This is a genomic window from Hymenobacter ginkgonis, assembly GCF_009755225.1.
GTDB classification, from domain to species: domain Bacteria; phylum Bacteroidota; class Bacteroidia; order Cytophagales; family Hymenobacteraceae; genus Hymenobacter; species Hymenobacter ginkgonis.
The window spans coordinates 706,965-719,702 of the sequence record NZ_WQKZ01000001.1 but is presented as its reverse complement, the minus strand read 5'-3'; the positions used below and the strand labels follow the sequence as shown (position 1 = coordinate 719,702).

Annotated in this window: 9 protein-coding genes; all 9 read left to right on the top strand. The window is 61.6% G+C overall.

Annotated features, from left to right (window positions below; genetic code table 11):
• Nucleotide 1 precedes the first annotated feature (1 nt).
• On the top strand, nt 2-1,198 hold the full coding sequence (locus tag GO988_RS02800; protein WP_157562003.1) for an efflux RND transporter periplasmic adaptor subunit: 1,197 nt from the start codon (nt 2-4) through the stop codon (nt 1,196-1,198).
• Nucleotides 1,199-1,314: 116 nt separating this feature from the next.
• On the top strand, nt 1,315-2,862 hold the full coding sequence (locus tag GO988_RS02795; RefSeq protein ID WP_157562002.1) for an efflux transporter outer membrane subunit: 1,548 nt from the start codon (nt 1,315-1,317) through the stop codon (nt 2,860-2,862).
• Between the two features lie 81 nt (nt 2,863-2,943).
• The gene (locus GO988_RS02790; RefSeq protein WP_157562001.1) at nt 2,944-3,312 is read left to right on the top strand and encodes a DoxX family protein; all 369 of its coding nucleotides are present in this window, start codon (nt 2,944-2,946) and stop codon (nt 3,310-3,312) included.
• Nucleotides 3,313-3,432: 120 nt separating this feature from the next.
• Nucleotides 3,433-5,208 carry an ABC transporter ATP-binding protein gene (locus tag GO988_RS02785; RefSeq protein ID WP_157562000.1) on the top strand — a complete coding sequence of 592 codons (1,776 nt, stop codon included), beginning with the start codon at nt 3,433-3,435 and terminating at the stop codon, nt 5,206-5,208.
• A 100-nt stretch (nt 5,209-5,308) separates the two neighbouring features.
• Complete coding sequence (locus GO988_RS02780) at nt 5,309-6,166, top strand: glycosyltransferase family 2 protein (protein WP_157561999.1); 858 nt, start codon at nt 5,309-5,311, stop codon at nt 6,164-6,166.
• Between the two features lie 104 nt (nt 6,167-6,270).
• Nucleotides 6,271-9,999, top strand: a complete 3,729-nt coding sequence (locus GO988_RS02775) for a BamA/TamA family outer membrane protein (RefSeq protein WP_157561998.1) — start codon at nt 6,271-6,273, stop codon at nt 9,997-9,999.
• 209 nt (nt 10,000-10,208) lie between these two features.
• On the top strand, nt 10,209-11,438 hold the full coding sequence (locus GO988_RS02770) for a BamA/TamA family outer membrane protein (RefSeq protein ID WP_232341343.1): 1,230 nt from the start codon (nt 10,209-10,211) through the stop codon (nt 11,436-11,438).
• A gap of 9 nt (nt 11,439-11,447) precedes the next feature.
• Nucleotides 11,448-11,627, top strand: coding sequence for a hypothetical protein (locus GO988_RS02765; RefSeq protein WP_157561996.1), 180 nt, complete (start codon nt 11,448-11,450; stop codon nt 11,625-11,627).
• Nucleotides 11,628-11,663: 36 nt separating this feature from the next.
• Entirely contained in the window at nt 11,664-12,641 is a 978-nt protein-coding gene (locus tag GO988_RS02760; RefSeq protein ID WP_157561995.1) for a Ppx/GppA phosphatase family protein, read from the top strand.
• The last annotated feature ends 97 nt before the right edge of the window (nt 12,642-12,738 follow it).

Here is a 12,738-nt window from a genome sequence, read left to right as displayed (position 1 = left end):
AATGTCAACCGAAGAAAGAAACAGCGGCAGCGGCCGCTTTTGGCTGGTTATCCTGATTCTGCTCGTGGTATTTGGCGCGCTGTTTTTGCTCGGCCTGCTCCCTCGCCTTAAGAAAGACCGAACCCGCGACGAAGCTGCAACGACCCAGAACAACGCCAAACCCGTAGTGACAGTGCAGCCAGCCAAGGCTTCGCCGAACATGACCAGCGTTACGCTGCCCGCCGATTTGCGGTCGAACCACGAAACCTTCTTGTTTGCTCGCGTCAACGGCTTTGTGCAAAGCTGGACCAGCGACATTGGCCAGCACGTGCGCCGCGGCCAAGTGCTGGCTACCATCACTACCCCCGAGATTGACCAGCAGATAGCCCAAGCCCAGGCCAACCTAGAGCTGGCCCGCACTTCGTTTGGCCGCTTGCAGAGCGTGAGCCTGCCGGGCGCCATCTCAAAGCAAGAGCTGGATGCGGGCCGGGCCCAGTATTCGGCCCAGCAGGCCGCCGTGCGGCAGCTGCAAGCCCAACGCTCATTCCGCCAGGTAATTGCGCCTTTTGATGGCACCGTAACCCAGCGTAATGTGGAGGTAGGCACCCTCGTAACGGGCGGCAACGCCACGGGCACGCAACTGTTTAAGGTAGAGCAAACCGATACGCTGCGCGCCTTCGTGGACGTGCCGCAGAACTTTGTGCCGAGCATTCGGCGGGGCCTCAAGGCCCAGGTACTAGTGCCGGAGTTTCCGACTAAGCCGTTCCAAGGAATTGTAGCCCGCGATGCCGAAGCCCTCGACCCCCAAACCCGCACCCTGCGCACCGAAGTACGCCTGCCCAACCGCAGCCGGCAGCTACGGCCCGGTACCTACGGGCAGGTGCGCTTCGACTTGCCCCAAACGGCCCCTTCTGTGCTGATTTCGGCCAACGCGCTGGTGCCTAGCGGTGTAGAGCAGAAAGTAGTGCTGGTGCAGGATGGCAAGATTCACTTTCAGCCCATCGTAGTAGGCCGCGACTTTGGCTCGAACCTCGAAGTAACGCAAGGCTTAAAAGGCGGCGAGATGCTGGTTATTAACCCCGGCGAAAACCTAACCGAAGGCTTAGCCGTGAACAGCAAACAAGCCGAAGCGCCCCAAAAACCAGCCGGTCCTCCCCCCGCCGCGCCCCGCCCCAACGACCCCGACGCGCCCCGCGTGTCGTCGCCGCTGGCAAAGTAGTTTTTAGAAGGCCGGCCTCCGGGGTGATGCGGCCCTACCCCTCTCGCCAACTGCGGGGGGTAGGGCCGCATCACCCCGGAGACCCAGCCTTACTTCTATCCTGATTTGCTTTCTAGATGCGTTCTTCTTCTGTTTCAATAGGTTTGCTGGCGCTGGGCCTGGGTGGCTGCGCTGCCACGCACTACCAGTACAACCCGCCTGCCGTGCCCGTACCCACGGCGTTTAAAAACACCGGCGCCGTGGACTCGCTCGGCCGGGGCCGCGCCGAAGTGCCGGTGCCACTTGCCCCCGCCGACACGGCGCGCCAGTTGCGCCAAGTGCCTACCCTGCCAGTTTGGTGGACGGTTTTTAACGATACCACCTTCACGCGACTCGAAAACCAGGCGTCGGCCCTCAACTTTACGACGCGCGCCGCGCTGGCCCGCCTCGACCAGGCGCGCGCGCAGTTGCGCATTGCGGAGGCCCAGCGGTCGCCGGTAATAGCGCTGGCGCCGTCGGCGTTTCACTCCCAGTTGTCGGGGTTGCGGCCAGTGCAGTCGTCGCTTATTCCGGCCACAGCAATACCCCAAACGCAGTTTTACGTGCCGCTAAACGTCAACTACGAAGTTGACCTGTGGGGCCGGTTGCGGCGCGGGGCCCAGGCCGCCCAGGCCACCGAGCAGGCCAGCGAGGCCGACGAGCAAGCCGTGCGCCTGTCCGTATCGGGCGACGTCGGCAATACGTATTTCAGTTTGCGCGGTCTCGACGCCGAGCTACTCGTGCTCGACAGTGCCCGGCAGGCTCGCCGCTACAACGTGCAACTGACCAACTCGCGCTTCCAGGCGGGGGTTGACAATGAAATTGGCGTGCGCCGGGCCGAAACTGAGCTGGCCAACGTCGAGGCCAGCGCCATTGAGTTGCGCCGCCAACGCGCCGGGCTTGTGGCTTCGCTGGCCACGCTGACGGGGCGGCCAGCCAGCAGCTTTGCGCTGCGCTCGCTGGCGCCTGACTCGGTGAGCTACCAAAGCGCGCTGCCGCTGAGCCGCAACCAGGCGGCCCCGGTGAGCGCCGCCGTGGCCCAGTTGCTGCCGCCGCTGCCTAGCATTCCAGCCACGCTGCCCGCCAGCCTGCTCACGCGCCGGCCCGACCTGCGTCGCCAGGAGCGCTTACTGGCCGCCGCCGACCTGCGCGCCAAGCAGGCCCGCCTCAACCGCTTGCCTACCCTGCTGCTCAACGGCTACATCGGCCCGCAGACTACCAGCATCGGCGATTTGCCCAAGGTGGGCGATGGCCTAACCTATTACGTGGGCGGTGGCTTCAATATTCCGCTCTTCGACGGGGGCCGCCTGCGCGGGGCCGAGCAACTGGCCCGTGCCCAAGGCCGCGAGTCGGAGTCGGTGTACCAAAGCACGGCCCTCACGGCCTACGAAGAAGTAGAAACCGCCCTGGCCGACGTGCGCGCCAGCGAAGCCCAGCTTGCCGCCCAGCAGCGTGCCCTCACCGCCGCCCGGCTGGCCGGCCGCCTCACGCTGGAGCGCTACCGCCGTGGCCTCATCGACTATTTTGCTGTGGTCGATGCCGACCGCCAAACCCTCGACGCCGCTCGCTTGGTGGTGCAAACCCAAACGACCCAGCTCCGCGCCGCGGTGCAGCTGGTGCGCGCGCTGGGCGGCGGCTGGCAGTAAAAGGTGGGGGTAGGCCAGTTGGCCACAACCATTTGCGAGGTACTGAGTTAAGTTTGAAGCTCCACTCCTACCCCCTTCCCCATGTCTGTCTCTACCCGCAATACCGTTGCCTGGATACTGCAAGCCTTGCTGGCCTTTGCCTTCACCGCTTCGGGCATTAGCAAGTTTCTGCACCTCGATGAAGCGGTGAAAGGTTTTATCAGCATGGGCTTTCCCGGCTGGATGCTTTACCTCATTGCGAGTGCGGAGGTACTCGGCGGAATTGGCTTGCTCTTGCTGCGTTTTGTGCGCCCAGCTGCCTTGGGGCTGATTATCATTATGATAGGTGCCGTATACCTGCACGCCACCAAGATTCCGGGCGGCCTGGCCAAGGGGGTACCGGCCCTGGTACTACTCGTGCTACTGGTAGTGGTGCTGGTGCTGCGGCGCCCGACGACACTGGCAGCATAAGCTTTATTTAAATAAACCCAAAGAACGTCATGCTGAGCCGGCCGAAGCATCTCGCTCGCCTCGTTGAATGATGCGAGCGAGATGCTTCGGCCGGCTCAGCATGACGTTCTCCTGTATTCTATGCAACTGCTTTATTCTTACCTGCGCCGTTACTGGGGCTTGCTGGTGCTGGCCCTTGTGCTGGCGGCTGTCAACCAGATATTCTCGCTGCTCGACCCCTACTTCTTCCGCAAGCTGGTTGATAATTTTACGGCCAAGTACCCCGACGTTCACGGGATGCGGCTGGTATCGTTTTGGCCCTTTTTCTGGGAGGCTATCCCACTGTTATCCATCATGTTGGGGGTAGCGATGGTGTCGCGCATCGCCAAGAACTTTCAGGATTACTACGTCAACGTCATCACCCAGCGGCTGGGCGCGCAGATGTACTCCGACGGCCTGCGCCACTCGCTCGACCTGCCCTACCAGGTGTTTGAGGACCAGCGCTCGGGCGAGACGCTGGGCAAGCTCCAAAAGGTGCGCATCGACGTCGAAAAGCTTATCCAGAGCTTTGTCAACGTGTTGTTTACGGCTGTGGTCGGCATCATTTTCGTCATGTGGTACGCCATTAGCGTGTACTGGCCCATTGCGTTCGGCTACTTCCTCACCATTCCGCTGCTCGGCATCCTCAGCTTCGCGCTAAGCAAGCGCATCAAGGTCATTCAGCGCACCATTGTGGCCGAAACCACCTCGCTGGCCGGCTCTACCACCGAAAGCCTGCGCAACATTGAGCTGATAAAAAGCCTCGGCCTGGCCCAGCAGGAAACCGAGCGCCTGAACGGCATCACCGGCAAAATCCTCAAGCTGGAGCTGCGCAAGGTGCGCTACCTGCGCTCGCTCTCGTTTGTGCAGGGCACATTTGTGAACTTGCTGCGCAACATTATCATTTTGCTGCTCTTGTATTTACGGGTGCAGAACCACATCAGCCTGGGCGAATTTTTTTCATTCTTCATTTACTCGTTCTCCATCTTTGGGCCGCTGCAAGAGTTGGGCGCCATCATCGGCACCTTCCGCGAAACGGAGGCTTCGCTGGGTAATTTCCAGAAGATACTCGACACGCCGCGCGATGTGAAGCCTACCCACCCCAAAGCAGTGGCACGCATCGAAACGCTAGCCTTTGAGAACGTCACTTTCAAGCACTTGACTGCGCCAGCGCCGGCGCTGGCTGGCATCTCGTTTGGGGCCAAACTGGGCGAAACCATCGCCTTTGTGGGGCCCAGCGGCTCGGGCAAAACCACGCTCGTGAAGCTGCTGGTGGGCCTCTACCCCCCGCTTTCGGGCGAGATTCTTTACAACGGCATTTCGAGCGCCGAGGTAGACCTCGACCAGCTGCGCGAGCAAATTGGCTTCGTAACGCAGGATACACAGCTTTTTGCAGGCACCATCCGCGAAAACCTGCGCTTTGTGGCACCCCAGGCCACCGACGAAGAGTGCCTGCGCGCCCTGCACCAAGCCGCCGCCGACACGCTGCTGGCCCGCGCCCCCAAAGGCCTCGACACTGTGCTCGGCGAGGGCGGTGTGAAGGTGAGCGGCGGCGAAAAGCAGCGCCTCAGCATTGCCCGCGCGCTGCTGCGCCACCCTACCCTCCTCGTTTTCGACGAGGCCACCTCGGCCTTGGACTCGCTCACGGAAGAGGAAATTGGCCGCACGGTGCGCGAGCTGTCGGGCTCGCGCCAGCACATCACCGTGCTCATTGCCCACCGCCTGAGCACAATTTTACACGCCGACCGCATTTTTGTATTGGAACGCGGCCAGGTGGCTGAGGCAGGTGGCCATGCCCAATTGCTAGCTCAAAAAGGCCTGTACTACGCCATGTGGCGCCAGCAAATTGGCGAGCGCAAGGAGGCAGTAGCTGCGTAGACAACCCGCACTAGGATAAGGCTCTACCAAGAGCAGGAAAGCCGTTCGCTTGCACTATTGGGCCTACTCCTGATGGCGCAAGCGGGCGGCCTCCTTGTTTTTGGCAATACCTTCTCGCGTGTTTCAACTCGATTATGAGCTTTCCTGTCCGCCCTGCCCGCGCAACCTTTCGCCCTACCCTGCCGAAAGAGAGGCCATGCATTTTACCGTTATCACCCCTACCCACCAGCGGCGCGACCTGCTGCCCGAAACCGTGGCCAGCGTGCGCGCCAGCATCAGCGCGCCACTAGATTTTTCGCTTGAGCATCTGCTCTATGACAACGGGTCGAGCGACGGCACTACCGCCTTCTTGCAGCAAGCGGCTACCCAGCCCTACCCCCCACTTCGCCACTGGCACGACCCCGCCAATCGCCGGCCCGGCTTTGCCCGCAACGAGCTTAGCAAGGAAGCCCCGGCCGACGCCTGGATTGTGCCGCTCGACGACGACGACCTGCTGTTGCAGCGCACCCTCTACCACTACGCCGCCCAAATTCAAGCCAACCCCGACCGGCCCTGGCTGGTAGCCGATTTCCTGCGCGTGGACGAGCACGGCCGCTACCTACCCAGCGAAGATTACTACGCCTGGCAATTCGATTCGCCCACGGCTATGCTGCAAGCTATTTTCCGGGCCGAGCACTTTATTCAGGGCAACGTGTGCTACACCAAAAAGCTACTCGACGACGTGGGCGGCTACGATGCCGAACTGCCCATGGCCGAAGACCTGGACCTCTACGTGCGCTTTTTGCTGGCTGGGCACCTGCCGGTGGTGTGCCCCCATATCAGCCACCTCCACCGCTTCCACGCTAGCAATACCAGCCAGGGCGTCGATGCAGCCAAGCACAATGCTGATTTACAGGTCATTTATGACAAATATGCTGCCCAGTTGCGGGCGCTTGGCATTGCCGAGCCTAGCAAGTAGCTTGTAGATAAGTAATCAGTTACTTTATCTCTTCTCTATCGAAACACTTCTGGGTATACCCCGGGAGTGTTTTTTTGCGTAAGGACTACATTATTTCTTCACCTATGCGTCTACTTTTCCTCACTTGGCTAACTGTGTGCGGGCTGGTTTGCCAGCCTGTTTCTGCCCAAACCAGCCCGCCGGCCCACACTGTTTTTTTGCTGGGCAATACGGCGCAGGGCGAGCTGCCTATCGCTCGCCTCAACCTGCTGCGCCAGGTGTTGGAGCAACAGCAAACGCCCTTTACGGTGGTGCATCTGGGGGATATCGTGGGCAATGAGGGCTTAGCTACTAAAAAAGATACTGCCCTTTCGCAGTCCGAAAAAAGCCGGGCCGATGCTTTTATTGGCCTCGTGAAAGGGCTGCCGCTGGGCAAAATCTACTTCGTGCCCGGCGATAAAGACTGGGCTAATTCGGGCCGCGAGGGCCTGAAGGCCGTGCGCCGCCTCGAGAAATACATTGAAAAGCAGTTACCCGGTCAAAATGCCTTCGTACCCACCAACGGCTGCCCCGGCCCCGAGGTGGTAGACGTGGCTCCGCTGGTGCGCTTGGTGGCTCTCAACACGCCGTGGTTTACCCATCCCTACGACCGGCCAGAAGCCCCCGACATCGATTGCAAAACGCTGACTAAGGAGGAGTTTCGCGAGCAGCTACAGGATATTATCGACGATACCAAGGGCAAAAACCTGCTGCTGGTGGGCCACCACCCGGTCGTGACCAACGGCGTGTACGGCGGCCACGAGCCACTCAGCCGCCACTTCCTGCCCCCCGTGCTGGGCACGGTGTACGCGGCCTATCGCCAAAACGTGGGCTCGCCCCGCGACCTGGCCAACCCGCGCTACCAGGAACTGCGCAAAGAGCTACTCAGCAACGCCTTGCGCACGAACCCGGGGGTAGTGTACGCGGCCTCGCACGACTATTCTTTGCAGCTGACGCCCTTTCAGGGCAACTACCACGTGGTGGCCGGCAGCTTCGTGTCGAGCCAGCACGTGGGGGTAGGCGGGCAGTCGCTGTTCAATGAAAAGGAGGCAGGCTTCGCCGCCCTCGACTACTACGCCGATGGCACGGTGAAGAGCCGCTTCTATACCTTCGCTGGCACTGGCCAGCCCGCCCAAGTAGCCTACACCGGCACGCTCTTTCGCTCGCCCTGCGCCACCGATACGGCCGCGCGGGTGCCGGTTAATTCCTTTATCACCGAGTGCCCTGGTGTGGCCAAAACGCCAGCCGAGCAGCAGCCCAATGCGCCTTGGCAGCCTACGACTACCGTGGTGCCGGGGCCCGAATACACGGCGGGCCGCTCGAAGCGCTTTTTTCTGGGCTCGCTTTACCGCACTGCTTGGCTGCAGCCAGTGGCAGTCAAGACGCTGGATTTGAACACCGAAAAAGGCGGTTTGCGGCCCTTTGGCCGGGGCGGCGGGCGCCAGACAACCTCGCTTAAGCTCATCGCGGCCGACAGCACGGAATACGTTTTCCGCTCCGTGGATAAGGATGTCACGACCATCCTACCCCCCGAGCTGCGCACGTCGTTTGTGGCGCCCATTCTGAAGGATATTACGGCCACGGCAAACCCGTATTCAGCGCTGCCCATCAGCGCGCTGCTCGACCACACCGACATCTTGCACGCCCGGCCGCGCTTGTTTCGCCTACCCGACAACAACCAGCTCGGCCCCTACCGCCAGGAATATGCCGGCCTGCTCGGCACCCTGGAAGACCGGCCCGAGGACCCCAAGCCTAACCTACCGGGCTTCGGCAAATCGGACGAGGTGACGCGCAGCTACGGTTTTTTTCGCAAGCTGTACAAAGACCATAACAACCGCATTGACGCCCCGGCCCTGGCCCGTGCTCGCGCTTTCGACATGCTGGTGGCCGACTTTGGCAAGCACGAGGATAACTGGAAATGGGCCGGCTACAAAGAAGGCAAGGGCTTGGTTTACCGCCCTATTCCGCGCGACCGCGACCAGGCCTTTACGCTTTGGAATGGCCTGCTGACCTACCTCGCCAACCGCGAGTGGGCGGTGCCTAGCATTGAGGATTTTCAGGATGAATTTGGGGACATGAAGAGCCTAAACTGGCCGGCCCGCCACCTCGACCGCTTCCTGCTGCAAAGCCTCACGCGCGCCGACTGGCAGGCCACGGCTAAGTACTTGCAGACCCAGCTTACCCCCGCCGTAATTGACGAGGCCACGGCCACGCTGCCCGCCGAAATCCAGCCGCTGTCGGGCCAGGAAATCAACCGCAAGCTTAAAGCCCGCGTGCAAGAATTGCCCCAGGCCCTCGACCGCTACTACCGGCTGCTAGCCCGGCGCGTGGATGTAGTGGGGTCCAACGAAGCCGAGATTTTCCGGGTCGAGCGCCTGGCGGGGGGTAGGGTACGCGTGCAGGAATTTGACCGCAAGGGCGATACCGAAGAAGTTAACGGCCCCGCCTTGTTCGACCGCACCTTCGAGCCGAAAGAAACGGAGGAAATTGCCCTCTACGGCCTCGATGGCAAGGATATTTTTCAGATAACCGGCCAGGGTAGCAAGCACAGTATACTCGTGCACGTGGTGGGCGGCGCGGGCAAGGACCGGATTGCCGACGACTCGCGCGCTTCCGGCCTGCGCGCCCTCACCAAGGTGTACGATACGCCCGGCACCGACCTGGCTGCCGGCCCCGAAACTGACGACCGCCGCTCGGCCCGCCGCGACGTGAATTTGTATGACCGCGAGGCGTTTGAGTTTAACAGCTACGCGCCGCGGGCCGGCCTGTTTTATAACCGCAACGACGGCTTCGGCCTCAGCTTGGGGGTAGGGTTTGTGCGCCAGGGCTTCCGCAAGCCCGACTACAAAAACCGCTACGATTTCAACTTGCAAACCTCGACTGGCGGGCAGTTTCAGCTCACGGGCAGCACGCGCCACCGCTACGCCATTGGCAAGGTTGATATAGGGGCGGAGGTGAGCTACGGCAATTATTTTCCGTTCTACAACTACTTTGGCATCGGCAACAGCACCCAGATTAGCCAAGATTTATACGACGCTAAATACTACCGCGCCCGCTACAAAGGCTTCACGGTGAGCGCATTTGGCGAGCGTATTTTTTGGCAGCGCAGCGTATTCCGCTTCGGCTCCAGCTACGAGTACTACAACACCGACTACGCCCTGAGCAGCGAGCTGGGCCGGGAGCTGTACGCCGCTGATTCTACTCGCTTTAACCGGCCCAACGCCGACAACCAGCGCCTCATTGGCCTGAACGCGCTGCTCGACATCGACCTGCGCAACCGCAAAGTCTTTGCCCAGCGCGGCGTGCGCTTGGTGGTGCGCCACGATTCGTACCAGCAACTGACCGGCGATAAGCGCCGCTTTGGCCTCACCCAAGCCTCAGCCGAGTACTTGGGCACGGCCCGGTTGGGCATCCCCATCACGCTGGCCCTGAAAGGGGGCGGGGCCAAGAACTACGGCCCCGATTCGGCCATTCCGTTCTACAAGCTCACTAGCCTGGGCTTGGCCGAAAACCTGCGCGGCTACTACCGCAACCGCTTCACCGGCGATGCCAGCCTGTACTACAACTCCGAGTTGCGCTTGGCCTTGGGCCAGAGCAAAAACCACTTTTTGCCCTTCTACTACGGCGTGTTTGGCTTCTTCGACCAGGGCCGGGTGTACTACCAGGACGCCTCGCCGGGCGGCTGGCACACGGGCTACGGCGGCGGCTTCTACTTGGCGCCGGTAGTGGAAACGCTGGCCTTTTCGGTGTCGTACCAGGTGTCGGAGGAGAACAGCTTGGTGCAGTTCGGCCTGGGTTTTCGCATCGACAAATAGCCCTACCCCCCGGCCTTCGGCCAGGCGCAGCCGCCGCTCGCCGACGCACTAGCCGCCCTGGCCGATAGTTTGCGGCGCCCCGTCGGCCGCCGTTGAACCTTTGCCTGGTTCGGCAGTCTATCGGGCGCTAGCGCCGGCCCCAGCTTTTTGGTGAAGTTGGCGCCGGCGCCGGCCGGCGCATTCACTTGGCAAATTCTCTATTTTCCTGGTTGCAGCGCTTGCGCTGGGGCGGCGCGCTGCTAAGCCTGCTCGCCCACGCGGGCTGGGCCCAAGCCCCTACCCCCTTGCTTGGGCAGCCGGCTAGCGCGCTGCCCCCGCTCGATGTGGCCGATGTGGCGCACCACTTCTATGGCCGCCTACCCCCGCACGACTCGCTGGGGCTGCGGCCCGGCCACCACGTGCTGCTGCTGGTGCCGGTGGTGGGCTACTCGCAGCAAACCGGCGGCGTGGCCGAGGTGGCGCTCAACCTGGCTTTTCGACGGCCCGCGGCCAACGTATCTACGGTGGTGGGCGCGGCCGAATACACCCTGCACCAACAGCTGATTTTTACGCTTACGTCGTCGGTGTGGGCGCCCAGCAACACGTGGAATTTTGTGGGCGACTGGCGCCTCATGCGCTATCCACAAAGCACCTATGGGCTGGGCATGTACACTTCTACCACCGGCGGCGTGGTGTCGATGGATTATAAATACCTACGGCTTTACCAAACGGCCTTTCACCGCATTGCCCCCGATTGGTACGCGGGGCTGGGCTATCAGCTTGACGACCACTGGGATATTGTGAGCCGCAACAGTCGGCGCGAGGTAGCCACTATTTCGCGCTACAGCTACGGCGTGGCGGGCGAGTCGCGTTCGTCGGGGCCGGTTTTTAGCCTGCTGCACGATAGCCGCGGCAATGCCATCAATCCGCAGGGCGGCTACCTGCTCAATGCCCAGTACCGGCCCAATCTCCAAGCGCTGGGCAGCGACACCAACTACCAATCGCTGCTGCTCGAAGGCCGCCTCTATCTGCATCCTTCGCCTAGCTCACCCAATATCTTGGCGCTGTGGTCGTATAATGCGCTTACCCTGCGGGGCAATCCGCCCTTTCTCGACTTGCCCGCCACGGGCTGGGACATGTACGGCAACACCGGGCGCGGCTTTATTCAGGGGCGCTTTCGAGGCAAAAATTTCGTGTATGGCGAGGCCGAATACCGCTTTGGCCTCACCCGCAACCGCTTACTAGGCGGCGTAGTCTTCACCAATGCCCAGAGCGTGACGGAGCTAAACGTAGTGCGTGGCCGGGTCGAGGATGGCCAGTTCGAAAAAGTAGTGCCCGCCCTCGGCGGCGGCCTCCGCCTGAGCCTCAACAAAGCCTCGCGCACCAACCTGGCCATCGACTACGGGTTTGGGCTTGACGGCTCGCATGGGCTGTCGCTGAACCTGGGGGAGTTGTTTTAAAGCTCCCGTTTGCCTCTATTTATAGCCGCTTTCCTCCACCGCAACGGCGGCCTTTACCGGCCTGTCGGCTCGCGGCGCCCAACTGCTCACGCGCTTGTGGCCCGCGCGCTGTGCATCGCCGGGCGCCGAGCCAAAGCCAAAATCGTGATGGCCACGCTGGTCCTCAACCTAATTATTGGTAAAAACTAGGCGCGCTACCCTTCGCCCCTACCCTACCTTTGCCCGATGGAGTATCAGCTGACTAAGCTCGCCGCCATCGACATTGGCTCTAACGCCGTGCGCTGCCAGATTTCGGCGGTGCTTTTTTTCAATGGGCGCTACCGCCTCAAGCGCGTCGAGTATGTGCGCTACCCCCTGCGCTTGGGCGAAGACGTATTTGCCTCCGGCGAAATTCCGCCGCACAAGGCCGATAAGTTCGTCAAGTTTCTGCACTCGCTTAAGCTGCTGATGGAGGTGCACGAGGTGTCGCACCACCTCATTTGCGCCACCTCGGCCATGCGCACGGCCAGCAACGGCGCGGCCGTGGCCGCGCGCGTGCAGCAAGAGCTGGGCCTCGACATTCGCGTGATTGATGGCCAGGCCGAGGCCGAATACATCAACCGCGTTATCGAGCACCTGCTGGAAGACAACCGCCACTACCTGCACATCGACGTGGGCGGGGGTAGCACCGAGTTTAATATCTACCACGACCGCCGCAAGGTGGCGGCGCAGTCGTTCGAAATCGGCTCCATCCGCCGGATGCAGCAGGAAGAAAGCGGCCGCACCGTGGAGGAAATGAACGGCCTCTGGCAGCGCATGGAAGTCTGGGTGCGCGAAAACGCCCGCCGCTACCACGTTACGCGCGCCATTGGCACGGGCGGCAACATCAACAAGATTTACAGCATGTCGCCGGCCGCGCCAACGAAACCCGTGACCAAGCGCAGCGTGCAAGCCATTCTGGACCGCTTGGGCACTATGAACATGAACGAGCGCGTAAACGTGGCCATGCTCAACCCCGACCGGGCCGACGTTATCGTGCCCGCCGGCCACATCTACCTAGCGGCCATGGATTGGGCCGGCGTCAGCAGTATGATAGTGCCCGACATCGGCCTGAAAGATGGCATGCTCCAGGCGCTGTTCGAGCAGTATTTCGACGAAATAAGCCCCAGCGTGCACCCCAGCATTCTGCCGGTAGCCGACGTGGAGAACGGGCCACTGGTGTAGCTAGGCTAGAAGCTGTACTTAAAAAGCCCGTCCTGCTGAGCTTGTCGAAGCATCTCTGCCGCAGTCGTTAGGATTGCTAACCAGTAGAGATGCTTCG

Excerpts from the sequence above, each read along its gene's own strand:
- GO988_RS02785 (WP_157562000.1), top strand. The coding sequence starts at position 3,433 with ATGCAACTGCTTTATTCTTACCTGCGCCGTTACTGGGGCTTGCTGGTG.
- GO988_RS02795 (WP_157562002.1), top strand. The coding sequence starts at position 1,315 with ATGCGTTCTTCTTCTGTTTCAATAGGTTTGCTGGCGCTGGGCCTGGGT.
- GO988_RS02790 (WP_157562001.1), top strand. The coding sequence starts at position 2,944 with ATGTCTGTCTCTACCCGCAATACCGTTGCCTGGATACTGCAAGCCTTG.
- GO988_RS02775 (WP_157561998.1), top strand. The coding sequence starts at position 6,271 with ATGCGTCTACTTTTCCTCACTTGGCTAACTGTGTGCGGGCTGGTTTGC.
- GO988_RS02760 (WP_157561995.1), top strand. The coding sequence starts at position 11,664 with ATGGAGTATCAGCTGACTAAGCTCGCCGCCATCGACATTGGCTCTAAC.
- GO988_RS02800 (WP_157562003.1), top strand. The coding sequence starts at position 2 with ATGTCAACCGAAGAAAGAAACAGCGGCAGCGGCCGCTTTTGGCTGGTT.